Source organism: Vibrio sp. Vb0888 (genome assembly GCF_033338835.1).
Taxonomy (GTDB): Bacteria; Pseudomonadota; Gammaproteobacteria; order Enterobacterales; family Vibrionaceae; genus Vibrio; species Vibrio alginolyticus.
Map to the genome: position 1 here is coordinate 12,763 of NZ_JAWOTL010000021.1, position 22,571 is coordinate 35,333.

The 22,571-nt window shown below is 45.7% G+C and carries 20 protein-coding genes; 9 read left to right on the forward strand and 11 right to left on the reverse strand.

Features of this window, described 5'->3' with window-relative positions:
* Nucleotides 1-47 precede the first annotated feature (47 nt).
* The 3 genes from ettA (at nucleotide 48) to R7P72_RS20430 (ending at nucleotide 3,346) form a co-directional block, all read left to right on the forward strand.
* Nucleotides 48-1,715 (forward strand): energy-dependent translational throttle protein EttA, encoded by a 1,668-nt coding sequence (ettA, locus tag R7P72_RS20420; RefSeq protein ID WP_005381894.1) that lies wholly within the window; start codon nucleotides 48-50, stop codon nucleotides 1,713-1,715.
* 230 nt (nucleotides 1,716-1,945) lie between these two features.
* Nucleotides 1,946-2,305 (forward strand): PilZ domain-containing protein, encoded by a 360-nt coding sequence (locus R7P72_RS20425; protein ID WP_005381897.1) that lies wholly within the window; start codon nucleotides 1,946-1,948, stop codon nucleotides 2,303-2,305.
* Between the two features lie 39 nt (nucleotides 2,306-2,344).
* Nucleotides 2,345-3,346: a M23 family metallopeptidase gene (locus R7P72_RS20430; RefSeq protein WP_005381900.1), complete on the forward strand. Its 1,002-nt coding sequence runs from the start codon at nucleotides 2,345-2,347 to the stop codon at nucleotides 3,344-3,346.
* A 77-nt stretch (nucleotides 3,347-3,423) separates the two neighbouring features.
* Here R7P72_RS20430 and tyrA read toward each other — a convergent pair whose 3' ends face one another.
* The 3 genes from tyrA to nagZ form a co-directional block, all read right to left on the reverse strand.
* Complete coding sequence (tyrA, locus tag R7P72_RS20435) at nucleotides 3,424-4,551, reverse strand: bifunctional chorismate mutase/prephenate dehydrogenase (protein WP_005381901.1); 1,128 nt, start codon at nucleotides 4,549-4,551, stop codon at nucleotides 3,424-3,426.
* 21 nt (nucleotides 4,552-4,572) lie between these two features.
* On the reverse strand, nucleotides 4,573-5,649 hold the full coding sequence (locus tag R7P72_RS20440; RefSeq protein WP_005381904.1) for a 3-deoxy-7-phosphoheptulonate synthase: 1,077 nt from the start codon (nucleotides 5,647-5,649) through the stop codon (nucleotides 4,573-4,575).
* 207 nt (nucleotides 5,650-5,856) lie between these two features.
* Complete coding sequence (nagZ, locus tag R7P72_RS20445; RefSeq protein ID WP_005381905.1) at nucleotides 5,857-6,840, reverse strand: beta-N-acetylhexosaminidase; 984 nt, start codon at nucleotides 6,838-6,840, stop codon at nucleotides 5,857-5,859.
* A gap of 99 nt (nucleotides 6,841-6,939) precedes the next feature.
* Here nagZ and R7P72_RS20450 point away from each other — a divergent pair, with 99 nt between their 5' ends.
* Both R7P72_RS20450 and murQ read left to right on the forward strand, forming a co-directional pair.
* Nucleotides 6,940-8,052 carry an anhydro-N-acetylmuramic acid kinase gene (locus R7P72_RS20450; RefSeq protein WP_005381909.1) on the forward strand — a complete coding sequence of 371 codons (1,113 nt, stop codon included), beginning with the start codon at nucleotides 6,940-6,942 and terminating at the stop codon, nucleotides 8,050-8,052.
* 36 nt (nucleotides 8,053-8,088) lie between these two features.
* The gene (gene murQ, locus R7P72_RS20455) at nucleotides 8,089-9,018 is read left to right on the forward strand and encodes an N-acetylmuramic acid 6-phosphate etherase (protein ID WP_005381910.1); all 930 of its coding nucleotides are present in this window, start codon (nucleotides 8,089-8,091) and stop codon (nucleotides 9,016-9,018) included.
* Between the two features lie 51 nt (nucleotides 9,019-9,069).
* Here the strand turns inward: murQ and R7P72_RS20460 are convergent, their stop codons facing one another.
* Together R7P72_RS20460 and R7P72_RS20465 are read right to left on the reverse strand one after the other, a co-directional pair.
* Nucleotides 9,070-9,342 carry a hypothetical protein gene (locus R7P72_RS20460; RefSeq protein WP_005381911.1) on the reverse strand — a complete coding sequence of 91 codons (273 nt, stop codon included), beginning with the start codon at nucleotides 9,340-9,342 and terminating at the stop codon, nucleotides 9,070-9,072.
* Between the two features lie 115 nt (nucleotides 9,343-9,457).
* Entirely contained in the window at nucleotides 9,458-9,799 is a 342-nt protein-coding gene (locus R7P72_RS20465; RefSeq protein ID WP_005381912.1) for a DUF2799 domain-containing protein, read from the reverse strand.
* A 280-nt stretch (nucleotides 9,800-10,079) separates the two neighbouring features.
* Here R7P72_RS20465 and R7P72_RS20470 point away from each other — a divergent pair, with 280 nt between their 5' ends.
* From R7P72_RS20470 to R7P72_RS20485, 4 genes are all read left to right on the forward strand, one after another.
* Nucleotides 10,080-11,564 (forward strand): carbon starvation protein A, encoded by a 1,485-nt coding sequence (locus R7P72_RS20470; protein ID WP_005381914.1) that lies wholly within the window; start codon nucleotides 10,080-10,082, stop codon nucleotides 11,562-11,564.
* Between the two features lie 193 nt (nucleotides 11,565-11,757).
* On the forward strand, nucleotides 11,758-13,428 hold the full coding sequence (locus R7P72_RS20475) for a sensor histidine kinase (RefSeq protein WP_005381915.1): 1,671 nt from the start codon (nucleotides 11,758-11,760) through the stop codon (nucleotides 13,426-13,428).
* Nucleotides 13,429-13,459: 31 nt separating this feature from the next.
* Nucleotides 13,460-14,188: a two-component system response regulator BtsR gene (btsR, locus tag R7P72_RS20480; RefSeq protein ID WP_005381917.1), complete on the forward strand. Its 729-nt coding sequence runs from the start codon at nucleotides 13,460-13,462 to the stop codon at nucleotides 14,186-14,188.
* Between the two features lie 71 nt (nucleotides 14,189-14,259).
* On the forward strand, nucleotides 14,260-14,733 hold the full coding sequence (locus tag R7P72_RS20485; protein WP_017636163.1) for a low molecular weight phosphatase family protein: 474 nt from the start codon (nucleotides 14,260-14,262) through the stop codon (nucleotides 14,731-14,733).
* Nucleotides 14,734-14,779: 46 nt separating this feature from the next.
* Here the strand turns inward: R7P72_RS20485 and ispH are convergent, their stop codons facing one another.
* The 6 genes from ispH to murJ form a co-directional block, all read right to left on the reverse strand.
* Nucleotides 14,780-15,745 (reverse strand): 4-hydroxy-3-methylbut-2-enyl diphosphate reductase, encoded by a 966-nt coding sequence (gene ispH / locus R7P72_RS20490; protein WP_005381920.1) that lies wholly within the window; start codon nucleotides 15,743-15,745, stop codon nucleotides 14,780-14,782.
* 23 nt (nucleotides 15,746-15,768) lie between these two features.
* Nucleotides 15,769-16,200: an FKBP-type peptidyl-prolyl cis-trans isomerase gene (gene fkpB / locus R7P72_RS20495; protein WP_005381922.1), complete on the reverse strand. Its 432-nt coding sequence runs from the start codon at nucleotides 16,198-16,200 to the stop codon at nucleotides 15,769-15,771.
* 144 nt (nucleotides 16,201-16,344) lie between these two features.
* Entirely contained in the window at nucleotides 16,345-16,851 is a 507-nt protein-coding gene (gene lspA / locus R7P72_RS20500; RefSeq protein ID WP_005381924.1) for a signal peptidase II, read from the reverse strand.
* Nucleotides 16,852-16,924: 73 nt separating this feature from the next.
* A complete protein-coding gene (gene ileS, locus R7P72_RS20505) occupies nucleotides 16,925-19,753 on the reverse strand; it encodes an isoleucine--tRNA ligase (RefSeq protein ID WP_005381926.1) in 2,829 nt (942 codons plus the stop codon).
* Between the two features lie 64 nt (nucleotides 19,754-19,817).
* Nucleotides 19,818-20,753 (reverse strand): bifunctional riboflavin kinase/FAD synthetase, encoded by a 936-nt coding sequence (ribF, locus tag R7P72_RS20510; RefSeq protein ID WP_005381933.1) that lies wholly within the window; start codon nucleotides 20,751-20,753, stop codon nucleotides 19,818-19,820.
* 69 nt (nucleotides 20,754-20,822) lie between these two features.
* The gene (murJ, locus tag R7P72_RS20515) at nucleotides 20,823-22,385 is read right to left on the reverse strand and encodes a murein biosynthesis integral membrane protein MurJ (RefSeq protein WP_213907310.1); all 1,563 of its coding nucleotides are present in this window, start codon (nucleotides 22,383-22,385) and stop codon (nucleotides 20,823-20,825) included.
* Between the last annotated feature and the right edge of the window lie 186 nt (nucleotides 22,386-22,571).

Below are 22,571 nucleotides of genomic sequence, written 5' to 3' on the forward strand. Positions count from 1 at the left end.
TATAAAATGATGGGTTTGAATGACAGTTAATTTAGGAACGATCGGCAATGGCTGAATACGTATATACCATGTCGCGGGTGAGCAAAATTGTGCCACCTAAGCGTCAAATTCTTAAAGACATCTCTCTGAGCTTCTTCCCTGGTGCGAAAATCGGTGTTTTAGGTCTGAACGGTGCAGGTAAATCCACACTGCTACGTATCATGGCAGGTATCGACACGGATATCGACGGTGAAGCGCGTCCACAACCTGGTCTAAACGTAGGTTACCTACCTCAGGAACCAGTATTAGACGAATCAAAAACCGTTCGTGAAGTTGTTGAAGAAGCGGTTGCTGACGTTGCTGACGCTCTGAAACGTTTGGACGCAGTCTACGCAGCATACGCTGAACCAGATGCAGACTTCGACGCACTTGCAAAAGAGCAAGGCGAGCTAGAAGCCCTTATCCAAGCGAAAGATGGTCACAACCTAGAAAATGCGCTTGAGCGTGCAGCAAACGCACTACGTTTACCTGAATGGGACCAAAAAATTGCGCACCTATCAGGTGGTGAACGCCGCCGTGTGGCTATTTGTCGCTTGCTACTTTCTAAGCCAGACATGCTATTGCTTGATGAACCTACCAACCACCTAGATGCAGAATCAGTTGCTTGGCTAGAGCGCTTCTTAGTGGATTACACAGGTACCGTAGTGGCCATCACCCACGACCGTTACTTCCTAGATAACGCTGCGGGCTGGATCTTAGAACTGGACCGTGGTGAAGGTATCCCTTGGGAAGGCAACTACACCTCATGGCTGGAGCAAAAAGACGCTCGTCTACAACAAGAAGCCTCCCAAGAGAGTGCTCGCCAAAAGACTATCGAGAAAGAGCTTGAGTGGGTACGTAAAAACCCTAAAGGTCGTCAAGCGAAGTCAAAAGCACGTATGGCTCGCTTTGAAGAACTGCAAAGCTCTGATCACCAAAAACGTAATGAAACCAATGAACTGTTTATCCCACCAGGTGAGCGTCTAGGTGATAAGGTTATTGAAGTGAAGAACCTGACCAAGTCATTTGACGGTCGTGTTCTGATTGATGACCTGTCATTCAGCATCCCTAAAGGTGCGATTGTTGGTATCATCGGTGCGAACGGCGCAGGTAAATCGACGCTATTCAAGATGTTAAGTGGTACTGAACAACCAGACTCGGGCACAATTGAGATGGGCGATACAGTAAAACTGGCATCGGTCGATCAGTTCCGTGACAGCATGGACGATTCTAAAACCGTATTCCAAGAGATCTCTGAAGGTGCTGATATCATTAAGATCAACAACTTCGAAATCCCAGCTCGCGCATACTGTTCACGCTTTAACTTTAAAGGCAGTGACCAACAAAAGATTATTGGTGAACTATCGGGTGGTGAGCGTAACCGTGTCCACCTTGCGAAGCTGCTTAAAGCGGGCGGTAACGTGTTGCTACTCGACGAACCAACCAACGACCTTGACGTTGAAACACTGCGTGCTCTAGAAGAAGCATTACTAGAGTTCCCTGGTTGTGCAATGGTTATCTCGCACGACCGTTGGTTCCTTGACCGTATCGCAACCCACATCATTGACTACCGTGACGAAGGCCAAGTTAACTTCTACGAAGGTAACTACACAGAGTACATGGATTGGTTGAAGAAAACATTGGGTCCTGAAGCCGCAGAACCACACCGTATCAAATACAAGCGTATTGCGAAGTAATCGCAACCCACAAAGTTTGATTGTAATTTGTACAAAGGCCGCTATCATAGCGGCCTTTGTTTTCTTTGTTATAAAAAGAGCTCATTAGCCCGTCTCGTTCGTTAAGAACATGACATAGCACTTACGTCACTCTGTAGCGACCTCGACACTTTTCAAACAACAATCGAACATTTTTTGTTCGTATTGATATACTATTCAATTCTGTTTGACGACCTGACGAGAATATTCATATGACAGAGAGACGACGCTTTTCACGTATTCTCCATCAAGCTCCAGCTAAGATAGAACAACGTGACTTGGCAATTGAAGCTAGGATTCAAGATCTTTCCTTACATGGTTTACTCATGAAAGTGGAAGAGACTGAGGCTTTGGATCCAACCCTTCCAGTCCATGTGACTTTTTCATTTGATCAATCCGAACAAGTGATTACGTTAAAAGCGCAAATTGTGAATGTCTCTAAGTGTGAGATTAGGTTGAAGATCGCTAAGATAGACATCGAAAGCATTAGCCAACTAAAACGATTTATAGAATTGAATGTAGGCAATAACGACCTTCTGAATCGAGAGTTAGAGCACCTCTCAGGTTTTTAGGAGAAAAATAAATGAACGCCTATTTAAGTAACAATAACTATGTCTAAAAAAATCATCATGCAGATCCCGACGAAAGACGGCGATCAGCAGTTCTATTTGGGCCGCAGTTCGGTCCTAGCAGTATTTGCTTCAGTATTGGCATTACCCGCCGTCGTTGGTGGCGCGTGGTACCTTAATCAGCAGCAGATGCACAATAAAGACGAACTAACACAAATCATCGCCAAACTGGAAAGTGAAAAGGCCGAAGTGACGGCTCTTTACGAAGAGCAGCTTGATACCAATCATTCACTTTCCCAGTCTTTGACTGACAAAAACAATCAAATTCAGCTATTGGGCAAACGGGTATTCGACGTTGAATCGGTTTTAGGTCTCGCAGACGAAGAGTTGATGATCGATGAGAACAGCATGGGGTTAGAGGAGCGAATTGACGCAGCCGCTATCGATTCTGCTGTTCGCGCGACGATGTTCCGTTTGATACCAAATGACAGTCCAGTCACATACCAACGTATTTCTTCTTCTTACGGCAGTCGTATTAATCCGATTTCAGGTAAGAGGCATGTTCATACTGGTATCGATCTGACTTGTAAAAGAGGAGAAGAGATCCTGGCACCGGCTGACGGTGTGGTGGAAACCGTTCGCCCGAGCAATCGTGGTTATGGTAACTATGTCACCATTCGTCACTCATTTGGCTTTATGAGCTCCTTTGCTCATCTACAACGCTTCAAAGTGAAAAGCGGTCAGTTTGTTAGTAAAGGCGACATCATTGCTCAATGCGGTAACTCTGGCAACTCCACAGGGCCACACTTGCACTATGAAGTACGCTTCCTCGGACGAGCACTCAACCCTCAATACTTAATGGAGTGGACGCCAGAAAACTTCAATGACGTCTTTGAAAAAGAGAAAAAAGTGAAATGGGGACCTTTGGTTCAATTGATTGATAACGTTGTACGCCTACAAGTCAATTTAACCAATTCACCCTATCGCGATACCAGTATCAACACAGTATCAAGTGAAGATACGAGTAATACTGCGACGAACTGATTTGTCCATCAACACGAAAAAGAGCAGCTTACGCTGCTCTTTTTGTTTCGGACTCTGCACGGCTAAATGACCCGTGATTAGCCGCGATGAATATTATCATTCGCCTGTTTGAGTAAGTTTTGGCTCTCATTCATAAATTGTTGAGAATAAGTACCAAACCAATCACTCACCTGCTTAAAGCTTTCGATGAATCGAGCTTTGTCTCTGCTATCCAAAATCGCTACCGCATCACCTAAACGCTGATGGAATCGCTTGATCATATCGATATTCTCTTGAGAAGAGAAAATGATATCACCGTACAAGTTCGGATCCTGACCAAACAGTCGTCCCACCATCGCCAATTCAAGGCGGTAGATTGGCGAGCTTAACTTCAACAACTGATCGATGTTCGGGTTCTCTTTGCTTAGGTGCATACCGTAAGCAAACGACGTGAAGTGGCGCAACGCCTGAATCAACGTCATGCCATGATCGTGCTCTTGTGCATCGATTTGGCACAAGCTTGCGCCCCAAATTCCAAACTGTTGCAATAGCCATTGGTAATGCTCGTGACCACGACCATCACAGTACACAATAACCTGCTTGGCAAGGCTCGGAACATCTGGGCCAAACATTGGGTGTAAACCAACTACAGGACCTTGGTGCACATTCAACATTGCTTGCAGAGGCTTCGACTTGATAGAAGTCAGGTCACACAGAATGCAGTCTTGCGGCAAGTTCCCCAGTTTTTCGATCACCCCTTCCGTTAGATGAATCGGCACCGTGACCACGACTAAACCCGCGTTGTCTAGAATCTCATCCGCATGATCCCAGTCTTTACTACCGAGAACTTTGACCTGGTAGCCCGACAATTTAAACATACGCCCAAACAGGCCACCCAATTGACCATTACCACCAATAATAACAACTGAGCGTAAATCAGGGTTCAAACACTTAAAACCGGAATCTTTCTCGCTGGCATAAGACTCACGCATTGTTCGACGCAGAATATCTTCAATAAGCTGTGGAGGAATTCCCATTTTTTCAGCTTCAGCGCGACGAGAAGCTAACATCGCCGCTTCGCGGTCTGGAGCATAAATTGGCAAACCATGTTCGCTTTTTACTTCCCCAACTTTCTCTACGAGCGCTAAACGCTGAGCCAATAGCTCCAACATTTGCTTGTCGACTGCATCAATCTGATCGCGTAATGCGTTAAGTTCAACTGCCATTGATGTTCCTTAAATCCTGTATTAATTAGCCTTTAGACGATTTTCTAAGAAAGGCACTAGCTCTTCATGTGCATGACGTAATAGTGCCTCAGTTGAATCCCAATTGATACATGCGTCAGTGATAGATACACCGTATTTCATCTCTTCAAGAGCTAAGTCAGAAGATTGATTTCCTTCATTGATATGGCTTTCAATCATAAGACCGATAATAGATTTATTGCCTTCACGGATTTGATGAATCACATCCTCCGCGACTAATGGCTGGCGACGGTAATCTTTACGTGAGTTGGCGTGACTGCAATCCACCATTAATGAAGCATCAAGACCAGATTTCGCCATCTCTTGCTCACACTCAGTGACTGATACCGAATCGTAGTTAGTTTGCTTGCCGCCACGTAAGATCACATGTCCATTAGCATTGCCCTGGGTGGTTAACAGTGCGACTTGTCCCTCACGGTTAATTCCCATAAAACGGTGGCTAGAGGACGCAGCTTGCATCGCGTTAATTGCGGTTGCCAAACTGCCATCGGTGCCATTCTTAAAACCGATTGGCATAGACAGGCCGCTTGCCATTTCACGGTGAGTTTGTGACTCCGTCGTACGAGCACCGATGGCTGCCCAGCTAAAAGTATCCGCCAAGTATTGTGGGCTAATTGGGTCTAGAGCCTCAGTCGCGAGCGGGATTTCCATCTCTGCCAACTCCACCAGAAGTTCGCGTCCAACATGCAGACCGTGTTCAATATCGAAACTGCCGTCTAGGTGTGGGTCATTGATCAGGCCTTTCCAGCCGACCGTGGTGCGCGGCTTCTCAAAGTAAACACGCATAACAATATACAGTTGGTCACTTAGTTGTTCAGAGAGTGCTTTAAGTCGCTTTGCGTAATCCTTCGCCGCTTCTACGTCGTGGATAGAACATGGACCGCATACAACAAGCAGGCGGTGATCCTTCTTGTGAATAATATTAGCGATAGTTTGACGAGACTCTTGAATAAAGCGACGTGCTTTTTCACTCAAAGGAAGCTTGGTTTTTAGTTCCTCCGGAGTAATAAGAACCTGTTCTTCGATAATATTAATATTGCTCAACTCACTTTTCTGCATAACTCTAACCTGTATATTTATTTTTACACCCAACCAAACCTTTGGTGAGACAACTAAGCTTTAACGACAAGATAACAGGCTAAAAAAGAAAAACAAGCGTACAGAATAAAAAACATTTAGTGTAAACTTATGTTTACAGTCAAATAAAAAGCCAAAGTATAATTAACTTTGGCTTCTCATCGCTGTTTTGAATCTTTTACAAGAGGTTTAGCTAGTCAAGCGTTTCATCGCTTCACTCGCCGCTTTCCACTCTTGAGATAGCTTAAGTTCGCTTGGAGAAAATGACTGTTTTTTCAGTAATCCATCCGCGAGTGGCACGGTTGAAACCGGTAAGTTGTCTAATACCTCAACGTGCGCTTCTCGTTTATTACACATTAACAACATATCGCAACCAGCTCTCAATGCTTGAGCACCTCGCTCGGCTGGGCTGCCCATAATCGCAGCGCCTTCCATGGTCAAGTCATCCGAAAAAACCAAACCTTTAAAACCCAATTGCTGACGCAGGACCTGTTTTAACCAGTATTCAGAACCGCTGGCTGGTTGAGCATCATAATGTGGGAAAATCACGTGAGCAGGCATCATGGCATCTAAAATACCGGCATCAATTTGCGCTTTGAAGATCGCCATATCTTGTTCAAAAATATCACTGCGCTCGTCGTATGGTGTTTCTAGATGTGAGTCTGCAATCACGCCACCATGTCCAGGGAAGTGCTTGCCTGTCGTTGCCATGCCAACACTCTTCATTCCCTGCATATATGCAGTGCTATAGCGAAGAATGGTATCGGCATCTTCACCGAATGCACGATTACCGATCGCTTTACATTGATGGCCTTGGTCAAGTACCGGGGCAAAGCTTAAATCAATATCATGGGCAATCAGCTCTGCTGCCATTAACCAACCGCCCATACGAGCAAGCTCTTCACCATTTTGATGTTTAGCGTACTCATCAGCAGCAGGAATTAATGAGAAACCTTCACGAAAGCGCTGCACTCGGCCGCCTTCTTGATCCACACCGATCAAAAACGGGCGCTTAGCCGCCTTTCGGATGGATTGAGTAAGTGCTTGAAGCTGTTCGCTATCATGATAGTTGCGAGCAAATAGAATTAAGCCACCAACCGTAGGATGCTCCAAGATTTCTTTGTCTTCAGCGGTCAGTTCATACCCCGCAACGTCAACCCATAACGGTCCCATGTTTTCTCCTCAAAATCGGCTGAATATCTCGTATTCGATGAGGTTATTCGCTTCAGATTTGCTTTACAATAAGTGAATGAAGAATTGACGAGATCGGCTATGAAATTTAACGAACTGTACATTGGTGTGATGTCTGGAACGAGTATGGATGGTGTTGATACCGCTCTAGTTGAAATAAGCGATGAGCACGTTCGCCTGATTGCGCACGACGACTACCCAATGCCCGCAGCACTAAAAGACATGCTGTTATCTGTTTGTACCGGTCAAGCAACAAATTTAAAAGCCATAGGTGAACTTGACCACCAGCTCGGCCACCTATTTGCAGATGCTGTGTTACAGCTACTCAATAAGTCTGGTTACGTCGCAGAGCAAATTCGTGCGATTGGTAATCACGGTCAAACAGTGTTCCATCAGCCTACCGGAAACTTGCCGTTTACCACTCAATTGGGCGATGCAAACATTATCGCAGTCAAGACAGGCATTGATACGGTAGCGGATTTTCGTCGTAAAGACATGGCGCTAGGTGGACAAGGTGCCCCACTCGTCCCTGCTTTCCATAAAAGCATTTTTGCGATGCAGGATTCCACAACTGTGGTACTTAACATTGGAGGCATTGCCAATATCTCGGTACTGCATCCAGAACAACCAGTCATTGGCTATGACACAGGCCCGGGCAATATGTTGATGGACGCATGGTGTGCGCTGCATACTGGGCAAAGCTTCGACGAAGATGCACAATTTGCACTTAAAGGAACGGTAAACGCTACTTTGTTGACTCAATTACTCAAAGAAGCTTACCTCGCCATGCCAGCCCCTAAAAGTACCGGACGAGAACTGTTCAATATTGACTGGCTGCATCAACAACTGGCCCATCACAATTTACCAACCGAAGACGTACAGCGTACACTCTGCGAATACTCTGCGATTACCATTGCCAACGAAGTCGACAAGTTTTCTCATGGCATCACACCTCAACTATTGGTCTGTGGCGGTGGAGCAAGAAACCCACTTTTGATGCAGCGACTAGCTAAGTTATTGCCACAATGGAGCGTTGCGACAACGGCAGAAAAAGGCGTTGATGGCGACTACATGGAAGCAATGGCGTTTGCTTGGCTTGCGCAGCGCCATATTCACGGCCTCCCTAGCAACTTACCGGAAGTTACGGGGGCAAGTCGTCTCGCTTCACTGGGTGTACTCTATTCAAAAAATTAAGGGCAATAGATCCTAAACAAAAAGGCTTAATTCATTATGACGAACGATGCACTTATCGCAGCTTTATCCCATCTGGTATCTGAAGGGCGAAACCCAGACACCATGGACATCGACTTGCTGCCTTCTCTCGATATTGTTCAACGCATCAACCAACAGGACAAACTCGTTCCTCTTGCCGTTGAAAAAGTATTGCCTGAGATCGCTGAAGCCGTTGATAAGATCACGGAAGCATTTAAGGTCGGAGGTCGGTTGTTTTACATCGGAGCGGGTACCAGTGGTCGACTTGGCGTTTTGGACGCTTCAGAATGCCCACCAACTTTTGGCACAGATCCAGAGATGGTCGTTGGTATTATTGCCGGTGGAAAAGAGGCAATGTTCCGTGCAAAAGAAGGGGCGGAGGACGACCCTACATTAGGCGAGCAAGATCTTAAAGAGAATACGCTAACACAACGCGATGTCGTCGTTGGTATTGCGGCAAGTGGACGAACACCTTACGTGATTGGTGGCTTAGAGTATGCGAACGAGCTTGGTGCCACCACTGTAGCACTATCTTGTAACCCTGACTCTCCGATTGCAGATATTGCTGATATTGCGATTAGCCCCGTTGTTGGACCTGAAGCGTTAACGGGATCCACTCGCTTAAAATCAGGGACGGCACAAAAACTCGTACTAAACATGCTCACTACCGCAAGCATGATTCGCCTGGGCAAAAGTTATCAGAACTTAATGGTAGATGTGAAAGCGACGAATGCAAAGCTAGTTGCAAGAGCGGCTCGTATTGTTATGCAAGCAACAGATTGTACTAACCAAGAGGCTAAAACGGCGCTCAAAGAAACGGACTACGACGCCAAGTTAGCGATTTTGATGATTTTAACCGGGCTGGATAGAGAAAGCGCGACTGAGCAACTGAACGCCAAGCAAGGATATTTAAGAAAAGTCGTGATCGCGCAAACTAATCAATCTTAATCAATAAAGCGCCTCACTTATTTAAAAGTCAGGCGCCTTTTATGGCTTAATTTAGTAGTTCAATCGTTCAATGTGAGTAATACCGACTTTACCTTCAAGGTCACTGAACATATGAACCATTGCTGGGTATGGTTGTGCTCCAGGGTAGACAACTTCTGCATTACAGAAAAACGCATAGTTTTGTCCGGCTACGACTTGAGTAGCCACAACCAAAGGGGAGTATTTGACACCGACAAACCCCTCGATACCTTTAGCAAATACTTCTTTATTCTCTGCTGTGAGTTCATGAAATGGACTCCAGCCACCAGCCATTTGCGTTGACATAATGTGATTCCTTTTTTTGCTGTGCTCACTATCAAGCAATATGAACATAGTTTAATAAGGAAGATTTTGCCACATTTATGTGATGCAGACAGTGTAACAACGGCTTTATTGACTATTAATTTGAGTATTCATTCCAACCACGTTGCCATTCCATGCGGAATTTTTGCGCTTGCTCAGTACCTTCACAAACCCCTTCGTAATACTGACCAGATAACCCCATTTGATACGCAAAAGCAGGATTACAGTACTCACGTAAACCTTCTAAATAACCTTGGTCGTAGTCACTTTGCTTAACACTACCCAACTCACGAAGCTCGCTCATCGTGCGCGATGTGTGTCCGGTTATGCCATCTTGATATCCGATCTGATGCCAATCTCCCGACTTGGCAAGATCTGCTGTCGTTGCTGTGCATCCTGCAAGTAAAGCCAGTGCCAGACCTACCGTTACCTTTTTCATGGTTCTTCCTTAAGTAGTTGTTTTCAAAAATAAGCTTACCACTAATTATTGGCGCTTGCCGCTGAGCTTGCAGATTTAACCACTGATGACTCAAATCAGCCACTCAAGACTGTCATCAACCTTTCGCCATTTTTAAAAACCGCTCAAGCAGCATATCGACCACTCAGTGCTCTATTCGACCACTCATCTACTAACCGAATGCATTTAACACAAGTGACGCATAACATGCATCCTGAGATTAAAAAATTACCCTACCCAACTAAGACCAAGGACAATTGCTATGATGTGGTTTCTAACCTGTGTCGCAGCCCTAATCGGCGGATACTTCATCTACGGCGCTTTCGTCGAGAAGATTTTCGGCATCAATGAAAAACGCCAAACGCCAGCTCACACCAAATCGGACGGTGTTGACTTCGTTCCAATGTCAACAAAGAAAGTTTACCTAGTTCAACTACTTAACATCGCAGGTGTTGGTCCAATTTTTGGCCCGATCATGGGGGCACTATACGGTCCTGCGGCGATGCTTTGGATTGTTGTCGGTTGTATTTTTGCTGGTGCAGTACACGATTACTTCTCAGGCATGCTTTCAGTGCGTAACGGCGGTGCATCTGTACCTACCATTACAGGTCGCTACCTAGGTAATGGCGCAAAACACTTTATGAATATTTTTGCCATTGTCCTATTGCTTCTAGTTGGCGTAGTGTTCGTTTCAGCCCCTGCTGGCATGATTACTAACCTCATCAATGATCAAACAAGCTTGAGCGTAAGCATGACTACAATGGTTATTGCTATTTTTGCTTACTACATCATTGCGACGATTGTTCCTGTCGATAAAATCATTGGTCGTTTCTACCCACTGTTTGGCGCCCTACTTATCTTTATGTCTGTTGGCCTAATGACAGCCGTTGCTTTCTCTAGCGAACACACAGTAATGGGTGACTTCCAAGTTTCGGACATGTTCTCTAACCTCAACCCAAATGACATGCCGTTATGGCCTGCATTGTTCATCACTATCGCATGTGGCGCTATCTCTGGCTTCCACGCAACTCAGTCTCCACTGATGGCGCGTTGTATGGAAAATGAGAAAAACGGTCGCTTCGTATTCTACGGTGCAATGATTGGTGAAGGTGTTATCGCGCTAATTTGGTGTGCTATCGCTCTGTCTTTCTTCGGCTCTCTAGACGCTCTATCCGAAGCTGTGAAAAACGGTGGTCCTGGTAACGTGGTATACAGCGCATCATTTGGTCTGCTAGGTGTGTTCGGTGGTATCCTTGCGTTCCTGGGTGTGGTTATCCTACCAATTACGTCTGGCGATACAGCGTTCCGTTCAAGCCGCTTGATCCTTGCTGAATACTTCAACATGGAACAAAAAACGCTACGTAACCGTCTACTGATGGCACTTCCACTGTTCGTTATCGGCGGTATCTTAACTCAAGTAGACTTCGGCATTATCTGGCGCTACTTCGGTTTTGCAAACCAAACAACAGCGGTAATGATGCTTTGGACTGCGTCCGCTTACCTACTGCGTCACAACAAGCTGCACTGGATTACCACTATCCCAGCTATCTTCATGACCACGGTATGTGTCACGTTCATCTTAAACAACAGCTCGCTAGGTTTTGGTCTGCCAATGCAACTATCAACTATCGTAGGTATTGTGTTTGCCCTAGCTGTGACAGGTTACGTTATCAAAACCTCTAAGGGTAAAGGTGAAACTGAACTGGCTGACGAAGAGAAACCACAAGCCGTATCAGAAACAGCGTAATACTCGTCACATCTGAGTGACTAAGATAGGAGCCTGCCAATTGCAGGCTCTTTTTGTTTTATACCCAAGTCACTTTAAGGTTCAGAAAGCACAGCGCAGCATCATTTACTTAGCTGTTCTTATCTATCTGAGCCAAGCATCTTGAGGTTACTTAGGTATACAATAACAACATTGATTCTAGGTTAGGTTCACTATGGAACTGGTCATCTCCCTTTTACAACAGATGTGTGTGTACTTAGTTTTGGCTTACATGCTAAGTAAAACGCCAATCATCTTACCTTTGCTGAGTATTTCTTCGCGCTTAAGCCACCGCCTAATTTGTTACGTACTCTTCTCTGGCTTTTGTATTCTCGGCACCTATTTCGGTCTGCACATCAACGATGCTATTGCCAATACTCGTGCGATCGGCGCAGTTATGGGCGGGCTGTTTGGTGGACCTGTTGTAGGTTTCGCCGTCGGATTTACTGGTGGCATCCATCGATACTCTCTTGGTGGCTTTACTGACCTAGCCTGCGCAATTTCAACCACCGCCGAGGGCGTAATTGGTGGCTTGCTCCACGTTTACCTTATCAAGCGAAATAAAGGCGCATTGCTGTTTAATCCAAGCGTCGTATTCAGCGTCACGTTTGTTGCAGAAGTGGTGCAAATGATTTTGCTGCTCGCCGTCGCGAAACCTTTTGATCAAGCCTATGAACTGGTGTCCGCTATTGCAGCGCCTATGATCATCGCGAACTCATTTGGTGCAGCGTTGTTCATGAGTATCCTGCAAGACAGAAAAGCAATCTTTGAAAAGTTTTCTGCGACGTTTTCGCGTCGAGCGCTCACCATTGCTGATCGCTCAGTGGGAATTCTAAGCAACGGCTTCAACACCGAAAACGCAGAGAAAATCGCACGTATTATTTACGAAGAAACCAAAGTGGGCGCTGTCGCGATTACTGACCAAGAAAAGATCTTGGCGTTTGTGGGCATTGGCGATGATCACCATAAACCGAACACGCCGATTTCATCGCAAAGCACATTAGACTCCATGGAGAAAAACGACATCATTTATCTTGATGGTGCGGAGCGTCCATACCAATGCTCCATTGCAAAAGATTGCAAGCTCGGATCTGCGCTGATCATCCCACTGCGTGCAGGGAAAGAGGTCATTGGTACCATAAAGCTGTATGAACCGAAGCGTAAATTGTTCTCGACGGCCAACATGTCGATGGCGGAAGGAATAGCCCAGCTTCTATCTAGCCAAATCCTTTATGGCGATTACCAACAACAACAAGCCTTACTCGCCCAAGCAGAAATAAAATTGCTTCACGCTCAGGTGAATCCACACTTTTTGTTTAATGCACTCAATACTATTAGTGCGATTACTCGTCGTGACCCTGACAAAGCGCGCGAGCTAATCCAAAATTTATCGCACTTCTTCCGCAGCAATTTAAAGCAGAACATTAATACCGTGACGCTAAAGGAAGAGCTTGCACATGTGAACTCGTACTTGAGCATCGAAAAAGCGCGTTTTACGGACCGCTTAGAGGTTGAAATCGATATTCAACCTGAATTGCTGGACATCAAATTACCAAGCTTTACACTCCAGCCTTTGGTTGAGAATGCCATTAAGCATGGCATTTCAAACATGCTTGAAGGTGGTAAAGTTCATATATACAGCGAAGCACACCCACAAGGTCACTTGATTACCGTCGAAGACAACGCAGGCAGTTTTGAACCGCCAAAAGAAAACCACTCAGGGCTAGGTTTAGAAATTGTCGACAAACGTCTCACTAATCAATTTGGACGTGATGCAGCGCTAAAAATTACGTGCGAGCCACATCAATTTACTAAAATGAGCTTTATCATTCCCCCAAAATCATAAAAGCACGCTGAAGCAATAAAGGTAATGTTGGATGTTAACCGCACTCGTCATTGATGATGAACAGTTTGCTCGTGAAGAGCTAGCAGAGTTACTGGATGAAACAGGCCAAGTTGAGGTCGTGGGCGATGCCTCAAACGCAATCCTTGGCCTAAAAAAAATCAATGAACTTAAGCCTGATGTGGTGTTTCTCGATATCCAAATGCCTCAAGTCACGGGGATTGAACTACTTGGGATGCTTGATCCAGAAACCATGCCTTATGTGGTTTTTGTCACGGCTTATGATCAGTATGCGATTCAAGCATTTGAAGACAATGCCTTTGATTACTTGCTCAAACCTGTCGACCCATGCAGGTTAACTAAAACGGTCAAACGACTAAACAAAGTCATTAGCCAATCCGCCCTAACGCAACAACTGTCTGCTATTACACCTGACACGTTGGATCAGATACCGTGCATCGGACACAACCGCATCGTTATCATGGCCACCGACACGGTGGAATGTGCTTACAGTGATATCAGCGGCGTGCATGTACGCTCCACCAGCCAAACCGCGAGCACCCAACTGACATTAAAAACGTTGGAAGAGAAAACCCCTCTAGTCCGCTGCCATCGTCAATACTTAGTCAGTATTAAAGCGATTAGCGAAATCAAGTTACTGGAAAATGGGTTAGCGGAAATCATCACCAAAACAGGCTTTGAGATACCAGTAAGCCGCCGCTACTTAAAGGTGCTCAAAGAGATGCTCGGCATTAGCCACTAACACAAAAACTTCACACATCATCGCTAAGTTTCCGCTAGCGTATAAATAGGACGCTCTGAAAAGACGAGGCGATGATGTATAAAGTTTTATTCATATGTAAGCACAACGCTGGACGAAGCGTCCTCGCGGAGTCAATCGCAACCAATATCCTGCCAGCAGATTTTAGTGTCACCAGTGGAGGCTCACATCCCACAGGCAAGGTGCACCCAGTGGTGCAAAAATATTTAGATGACCACCAACTCCCCATTCCGCATATCCACACGCATTCATGGGAGGAGCGAACTCAGTTTCTTCCCGACATCGTTATTATTCTCTGTGATTCTTTACATCAAGAAACCGCTCCTCAGTGGCTTGCAGGTGGTGTTCGAGTAAACTGGCAAGTTGATGCTTTTCCGACCGATGGTTCTGATGAAGACATGTACGCACATTGCGAAAAGGTTGCTCAATCGCTTGAGCGAAGAATCACGAAGATGTCTGATATGATTATCGATGGTTTAGGAAAAGACCAAATTCGTGATTACCTAAATGAGTTAAGAGAGATGTAAAAAAGGCGACCCACAGGTCGCCTTTTGAATATTCGATAAATGGAGACTAATCCACTTGCTTGATTTGCAGTTCTTTAGGTACTTCAAAGAACATATTCTCTTCACGGCCAAGTACTTCATCAACCGCTTCGGCACCGACGAGTTCTTTGATTCGCTCTAGAATCTGATTAACGAGCTCTTCCGGAGCAGATGCTCCCGCAGTCACGCCGACCTTTGTTTTGCCTTCGAACCACTCAGGTTTGATATCTTCCGGACAGTCGGTTAAGTAGCCAGGTGTCCCTAGCTTTTCAGCTAGCTCTTTAAGACGTGTAGAGTTTGATGAGTTTTTAGAACCCACCACAACCATCACATCTACGTCACCAGCTAATTCACGTACGGCATCTTGGCGGTTTTGTGTCGCATAACAGATATCGTCTTTACGTGGACCTTGGATATCTGGGAACACGCGGCGTAGCTCTTCGATAACATCGGCAGTTTCATCGACAGAAAGCGTCGTTTGGCTTACGTAATGAAGATCGGATGGATCTTTCACAATCGCCTTCAGTTTCTCAACATCGGCTGGAGTTTCAACCAAGTACATACCACCGGTTTCACTGGCGTATTGCCCCATCGTACCTTCGACTTCAGGGTGACCTGCGTGACCAATCAGAACCACTTCCATATTACGACGGCTCGCACGCGCCACTTCCATATGCACTTTGGTTACTAAAGGACACGTTGCGTCAAATACGGTCAAATCACGCTGCTTGGCTTCCTGACGAACCGCCTGCGATACACCATGAGCAGAAAAAATCACAATGTTGTTGTCTGGCACTTCATGCAGCTCTTCAACGAAGATAGCACCACGCTGTTTTAGACCTTCAACCACAAAACGGTTATGCACCACTTCATGTCGAACATAGATAGGTGGCTGATACATCTCTAGCGCACGCTCTACGATGCTAATCGCGCGGTCAACACCAGCACAGAAACCACGTGGGTTAGCTAACAGGATTTTCATTTCATTGCTCATGGAAATTATCTTTATTGGGTTCGCTATTCTACTGACAAAATTTCAACTTCGAAAGTCACGTCTTGTCCCGCTAGAGGATGGTTGAAGTCCACAGTGACTGAATCGCCTGCAATCTCTGTAATAATGCCCGGGATTTCCATGCCATCAGGGCCACTGAAGGCCATGATTGTACCAACTTCCACTTCTGCATCACCTACAAATTTAGTGCGATCCATATAGTGAATATGATCAGGGTTTGGCATACCAAACGCGTCTTCTGCCTTTAGCTCAATCGCTTTTTGTGCGCCTGTTTCGAGGCCGATCAAGCATTGCTCAAAGTTTTCACTCAAGCTGCCATCACCCATAACAAACTTCGCTGGTTTACCCATGTTATGAGTACTATCTGCAACCGATCCGTCTTTCATTTTAATCGTAAAGTGAAGGGTTACTACCGATTCATTGGTTATTGTTGTCACGTTAATGCTTCCTTGTTCTTGGGTTATTACGCTGTCAGCTTGGTCTTTTTATACATTGATATGCTGATTGGCGCTCCAACATAATAAAAAGCGTCGCTCGAATCAACGGACGACGCTTAGGGTTATTCGATATATCGCAAAAGGTTACTTGTTAGCGTCTTTTTTACGGAAGCCATCCAGAATAATCATTGCCGCACCAATACAGATCGCCATGTCAGCAAGGTTGAATGCTGGCCAGTGGTAGTTACCCCAGAAGAAGTCTAGGTAATCAACAACAAAGCCATGAACGACGCGGTCAAACACGTTGCCCACTGCACCACCAATAATCAGTGCATAAGCAATGTTGTTCCATTTTTCTTTTGCTGGAAGCTTGCTCATCCAGTAGGTCAAAAGACCCGTCACAACAAACGCGATACCTGTAAATAACCAACGCTGCCAACCAGCTTGATCGCTCAAGAAGCTGAAAGCGGCACCGTAGTTATGAACGTAAAGTAGGTTGAAGAATGGCAACACCTCAATTCGGTTTGCCCATCCGTAGCCCATGTTGTCCATCACCACCAATTTGATGCCAATATCTGCAATAAATACCAGAATTGCTAACCACAGCCAGCGAACTCCAGATTGCTTTAACGTCAGTGCTTTTTCACTCATTACTTTACCTACAAACAGCCCCAGTAAATACTGGGGCTGTTAATTTTAAAAAAAGTTCAGTCGTTCTAGGCAATTACGCGAATTTACGTACTTCACCTTCGCCGTCTACGTTAGACACACAACGACCACAGATCTTCTCGTGACCTTCAATTGTGCCTACGTCTGGCGTGTGGTGCCAACAACGGTCACACTTCTCGCCTTCAGCTGCTGCTACTTCTACAAACAAGCCTTCGATATCCGTCGCTTGTGCTGCATCCGTCTTCTCACCTAGAGGCTTAACTTTCGCCGCAGAGGTTAGTAGAACAAAGCGCAGTTCATCTTCAAGTTTGTTGATCTTCGCCGCTAGTGCGTCATCAGCAAATAGAGTCACTTCAGCTTGTAGTGCACCACCAATGGTTTTCTCTTTACGCGCATCTTCTAGAAGTTTGTTTACCGCACCACGAACCGCTTGGATCTCAGACCAGAATTCGTTGTTCAGCTCTTCACCTTCAGCAAGACCGAATAGACCGTCGAACCACTCACCAGTGAATACGAACTTGTCGCGTTGACCTGGCATTTCGTTCCAGATTTCATCTGCAGTGAACGACATGATTGGCGCCATCCAACGAACTAGCGCTTCTACGATGTAGTAAAGTGCAGTCTGACAGCTACGTTGAGCGTTGCCGCCACGTTTTGCTGTGTACTGACGGTCTTTAATTACGTCTAAGTAGAAAGAGCCCATTTCGATTGAACAGAATTGCATTAGACGCTGAGTTACACCGTGTGTGTTGTACTCTTCGTATGCTTTAACAATCTCTTCTTGTGCTGCTAGTGCACGACCAACCGCCCAGCGATCTAGCGCAACCATCTCTTCAACAGGAACGATGTCTGTTTCAGGGTTGAAGCCGCTCAAGTTAGCTAGGAAGAAACGCGCTGTGTTACGGATACGACGGTACGCATCTGCGCTGCGTTTTAGGATTTCATCAGAAACCGCAACTTCACCAGTGTAGTCTGTAGAAGCAACCCATAGACGAAGAATGTCAGCACCTAGCTTGTTGGTTACGTCTTTTGGCGCAACCACGTTACCGATAGATTTAGACATCTTACGACCCTGACCGTCAACCACGAAACCGTGTGTCAGTACTTGTTTGTAAGGTGCTTCGTCTTTCATCGCAATAGATGAAATTAAAGAAGATTGGAACCAACCGCGGTGTTGGTCAGAACCTTCTAGGTATAGGTCCGCACTGTTGCCGTTGTACTCTTCACGAGCATCAACAACAGAGAAGTGAGTGACACCTGAATCGAACCATACGTCTAGCGTATCTAGCACTTTTTCGTATTGGTCAGCGTCAGCACCTAGTAGTTCAGCGGCATCTACATCCCACCATGCTTGGATGCCTTTCTCTTCAACCAGCTTAGCGACTTTCTCGATCAGCTCTAGCGTGTTTGGATGAAGTTCTGCTGTTTCTTTATGAACAAACAGAGCAATTGGCACACCCCAAGTACGTTGACGAGAGATACACCACTCAGGGCGACCTTCGATCATACCTTCGATGCGGCTTTGACCCCACTCAGGCATCCACTCTACATTCTTGATTGACCCTAATGCTTTAGCACGTAGGCCAGCTTGGTCCATAGAAACGAACCATTGAGGTGTAGCACGGAAGATGATTGGGGTCTTATGACGCCAACAGTGTGGGTAGCTGTGCTCGTAAGCGTGGTGGTGTAGTAGTGCACCTTTTTCTTTTAGTACTTCTACTACTGCATCGTTCGCTTTAAATACGTGCTGACCAGCAAATAGCTCTGTATCTGGTAGGTAAACACCGTTTGAGCCAACTGGGTTTGCTACTTCTAGGTTGTACTTGTTACCAACCGCGAAGTCTTCTTGACCGTGACCAGGAGCAGTGTGAACAACACCAGTACCTGAATCAGTCGTAACGTGATCACCAAGGATCGCCGGTACAGTGAAATCGTAGAATGGGTGTTGGAATTGAGAAAGCTCTAGGTCCGCACCTTTAGCAAAGCCAAGGTTGTGGAAGTGCTCGATACCCGCACGGTCCATTACGTCTTTCGCTAGCTCAGCAGCAACGATGATACGCTCAGCGTTGTCGCCTTCTGTTTGGATAAGCACGTACTCTAGATCATCACGTAGACATACTGCGCGGTTTGCAGGCAGTGTCCAAGGTGTTGTTGTCCAGATAACGATAGATACGTCACCGTGACCTTCATGACCTTCTGTCAGTTCAAATTTAGATAGCAGTGCCGCTTCGTCAGCCGCTTTAAAACGAACGTCGATAGATGGCGATACTTTATCTTTGTATTCTACTTCCGCTTCAGCAAGAGCAGAACCACAGTCTGTACACCAGTGAACAGGTTTGAAACCTTTTAGCAGGTGACCATTGCTTGCGATCTTACCAAGAGCACGAATAATGTTCGCTTCAGTTGCGAAATCCATAGTGCGGTATGGCTTGTCCCACTCACCCATGATACCAAGGCGTTTGAAGCTCTCTTTCTGACCTTCAACCTGACCTGCTGCGTATTCACGACATTTCTCGCGGAATTCCGCTGCTGTCACTTTTTGGCCTGGCTTACCTACTTTCTTCTCTACCATTAATTCGATTGGTAGACCGTGGCAGTCCCAGCCTGGGATGTAAGGTGCGTCAAAACCTGAAAGTGTTTTGGATTTAATAATAATGTCTTTAAGAATCTTGTTTAGTGCGTGACCAATATGAATGTCACCATTTGCGTAAGGAGGGCCATCGTGCAATACGAATGACTTTTTGCCTTTCTTAGCTTTACGGATTTCACCGTAAAGATCTTCTTTGTACCAACGCTTAAGCATTTCTGGCTCACGATTGGCCAGGTTGCCGCGCATTGGAAACCCTGTTTCAGGTAAGTTCAGGGTATCTTTATACTCACTCATCGATTCTTAATTCCGTTATATTGGGCGAAAATTAGACATTATGTTGAACGGTGGAATAAACCGCTCAACGCTTAAGCTGACGCAGCCACACCCTTGCTGCTTCAGCATCCAATTCGATTTGTTGTTTAAGTGCTTCAAACGACTCAAACTTTTGCTCATCTCGAAGTTTATGCAAAAGTTCCACTTCTAGTTGCTTGCCATATAAATTGGCATGAAAGTCGAATAAGTGCACTTCTAACTGTTGGCGAACACCATTGACGGTTGGTCTTTGACCAATATTAGCAACACCACCAACTGGCTTATTTCCTAAGCCAAGCGCTTGAACAACATAGACTCCGGAAACCGGAGAAACACAGCGTTTCAAAGGAATATTTGCAGTAGGGAACCCAATGGTTCGACCTAGCTTTCTTCCGTGAGAAACACGACCGCTGATGCTGTAGTTTCTTCCCAGCATCTGTTGCGCGGAATGCAAATCGTCACGCGCCAGCGCTTGACGGATAGCCGTACTGCTGACACGTAATTGTTGTAAACAAAAGCTCTGGGTACTTACGACATCAAAGCCGTATTTTTCCCCTGCTTCCTGCAGCATTGCAAAGTTACCTGTACGGCCTTTGCCAAAGCAGAAATCATCACCAACGACAAGAAACTTAACACCCAAACGCTCGACCAACAAGTCACGGATAAACTCTTCCGCGGTTAAACTTGCAAAATGGCGATTGAAATTGACACACAGTAAGCGGTCAATATCGAGCTTACTCAATTGCACGAACTTATCGCGTAATCGCGTCAACCTTGCAGGTGCCTTGTCTTTGGCAAACAGCTCCATCGGCTGAGGTTCAAAGGTCATCACAACAGAAGGCAAGGATAGCCTGTCCGCTTGCTCAGACACTTGCTGCAATACTTGTTGATGGCCTTTATGGACACCATCGAAATTGCCAATAGTCAGCACACAACCATGATGTCGCGGGTTGATATTGTGAATGCCTCTAATCAGTTCCATTGGATACTGCTTTCTGCCTCTGTTTTACTTTACACTGTGTGAAACTGACGGATTATATACTAATCACCCTCAGTCTGTCCCAGCTTTTAGGTCTTTTAAACGCGCACCAGTTAAAAATAGAACCACTAGGTAAACTACGGCTCCTAAACCGATCAACATCCCTAGCACCGCGCTTCGGTGAGCAAAGCTCCAGCCCAGCCATACTGACATATCTTCCAGTTGCCATAAGATTGCCGCCACCATCGCCGCGCCAGCAATAGCTAAACGTATAATAAAGAAGACGGTTCGCTTAGTGATTTGGTATACCCCTGCGATGTGCAGGCCACGATACAGCAGTGCCATATTCACAAATGCCGATAGTGCCGTCGCGATAGCCAAGCCAACGTAGCCATAGAAGTACGCAAAAATTGCATTAAATACCATGTTGGTCACCATCGCAATGATGCCGTATTTCACTGGCGTTTTAGTGTCTTGACGCGAGTAATAACCCGGAGCGAGCACTTTAATCAGCATAAAGTTCAACAAGCCTGAAGCGTAAGCAAAGAGTGACAATGATGCTTGATGTACGTCTTGTGGCGAAAACTCACCTCGCATGAATAACACCATCAACATAGGTTTTGCCAGTACCATCAAACCAAGCATTGCAGGAAGGCCAAGTAAGATCACCATGCGCACCCCCCAGTCCATGGTTTGTGCGAATCCTTCATTTTGTGCGTCAACATGTTTGCGTGATAATGCTGGTAAAATCACCGTTGCAATAGCAATACCAAACAGACCTAACGGGAATTCCAACAAGCGATCTGAATAGTACAACCAACTGATCGAACCGGTTTGCAGAAAGCTGGCAATAAAAGTATCAAACAACAAGTTGATTTGGCTTACCGACACACCGAACAAAGCAGGAATCATTAAGGTTCGGATCTTCACCACGCCCGGATCGCGCCAGCCCCATTTCGGCTTAACCATAACCCCCGCTTTAATAAGGAAAGGGATTTGAAATAAGAACTGAACCAAACCACCAAGGAAAACACCGATGGCAAGGCCAATCTCTGGCTGTGACATCTGCGGCGAGATAAACCATGCTGCCAAAATGATCATTACGTTGAGGAAGACGGGAGTAAACGAAGAAACCGCAAACTTACCTAGTGTATTGAGAATGGCTCCCGATAGGGCAACAAAAGTGATGAACCATAAATAAGGAAAGGTAATCTTGAGCATCACGCTAGCAAGTTCGAACTTCTCAGCCGCGGGACCACCATGCATCCAGTCTAGGAACCAACCAAAACCAAACAGTGCAGTCACCACTCCGGAACCTAGAACACCTAAGATGGTAACAATTGAGACTATCACCCCTAATGTACCCGCCGCACGAGCAATGAGCTCCCGAGTTTTATCCATGTCGCCTTGAGCATGGCTTTCCGTTAAAACAGGTACAAACGCTTGGGAAAAAGCACCTTCAGCAAACAAACGTCGTAAAAAATTAGGAATTTTATTGGCGAAGAAAAAGACGTCTGCGCTTGCTCCTGCCCCCATTAAATTTGCCACTACAACATCACGAACTAGGCCAAGAACGCGGGAAATAAATGTCATAGCACTGACGATCATGCCAGACTTGAGTAGTCGTTTACTCACTGTAACCTCGGAATATCACCATAAGACAGCTAACCCTATACTGTTTCTCTGACAGGTGCTGCAAATAGACGTCAAAAATCTATCCGCGGGTTGTAAGGAATAAGTGTGCCTTTCGCGGATAATTATTAGCATTGGTATAAAAATGCTGTTAGAATCCCCGCCATCTTAACCGCGATAACCTCTCTT

What these genes read in the sequence shown, in the direction of transcription:
- ettA (WP_005381894.1), top strand. Translation starts at nt 48, where the DNA reads ATGGCTGAATACGTATATACCATGTCGCGGGTGAGCAAAATTGTGCCA.
- R7P72_RS20425 (WP_005381897.1), top strand. Translation starts at nt 1,946, where the DNA reads ATGACAGAGAGACGACGCTTTTCACGTATTCTCCATCAAGCTCCAGCT.
- R7P72_RS20430 (WP_005381900.1), top strand. Translation starts at nt 2,345, where the DNA reads ATGTCTAAAAAAATCATCATGCAGATCCCGACGAAAGACGGCGATCAG.
- tyrA (WP_005381901.1), bottom strand. Translation starts at nt 4,551, where the DNA reads ATGGCAGTTGAACTTAACGCATTACGCGATCAGATTGATGCAGTCGAC.
- R7P72_RS20440 (WP_005381904.1), bottom strand. Translation starts at nt 5,649, where the DNA reads ATGCAGAAAAGTGAGTTGAGCAATATTAATATTATCGAAGAACAGGTT.
- nagZ (WP_005381905.1), bottom strand. Translation starts at nt 6,840, where the DNA reads ATGGGACCGTTATGGGTTGACGTTGCGGGGTATGAACTGACCGCTGAA.
- R7P72_RS20450 (WP_005381909.1), top strand. Translation starts at nt 6,940, where the DNA reads ATGAAATTTAACGAACTGTACATTGGTGTGATGTCTGGAACGAGTATG.
- murQ (WP_005381910.1), top strand. Translation starts at nt 8,089, where the DNA reads ATGACGAACGATGCACTTATCGCAGCTTTATCCCATCTGGTATCTGAA.
- R7P72_RS20460 (WP_005381911.1), bottom strand. Translation starts at nt 9,342, where the DNA reads ATGTCAACGCAAATGGCTGGTGGCTGGAGTCCATTTCATGAACTCACA.
- R7P72_RS20465 (WP_005381912.1), bottom strand. Translation starts at nt 9,799, where the DNA reads ATGAAAAAGGTAACGGTAGGTCTGGCACTGGCTTTACTTGCAGGATGC.
- R7P72_RS20470 (WP_005381914.1), top strand. Translation starts at nt 10,080, where the DNA reads ATGATGTGGTTTCTAACCTGTGTCGCAGCCCTAATCGGCGGATACTTC.
- R7P72_RS20475 (WP_005381915.1), top strand. Translation starts at nt 11,758, where the DNA reads ATGGAACTGGTCATCTCCCTTTTACAACAGATGTGTGTGTACTTAGTT.
- btsR (WP_005381917.1), top strand. Translation starts at nt 13,460, where the DNA reads ATGTTAACCGCACTCGTCATTGATGATGAACAGTTTGCTCGTGAAGAG.
- R7P72_RS20485 (WP_017636163.1), top strand. Translation starts at nt 14,260, where the DNA reads ATGATGTATAAAGTTTTATTCATATGTAAGCACAACGCTGGACGAAGC.
- ispH (WP_005381920.1), bottom strand. Translation starts at nt 15,745, where the DNA reads ATGAGCAATGAAATGAAAATCCTGTTAGCTAACCCACGTGGTTTCTGT.
- lspA (WP_005381924.1), bottom strand. Translation starts at nt 16,851, where the DNA reads ATGAGTGAAAAAGCACTGACGTTAAAGCAATCTGGAGTTCGCTGGCTG.
- ileS (WP_005381926.1), bottom strand. Translation starts at nt 19,753, where the DNA reads ATGAGTGAGTATAAAGATACCCTGAACTTACCTGAAACAGGGTTTCCA.
- ribF (WP_005381933.1), bottom strand. Translation starts at nt 20,753, where the DNA reads ATGGAACTGATTAGAGGCATTCACAATATCAACCCGCGACATCATGGT.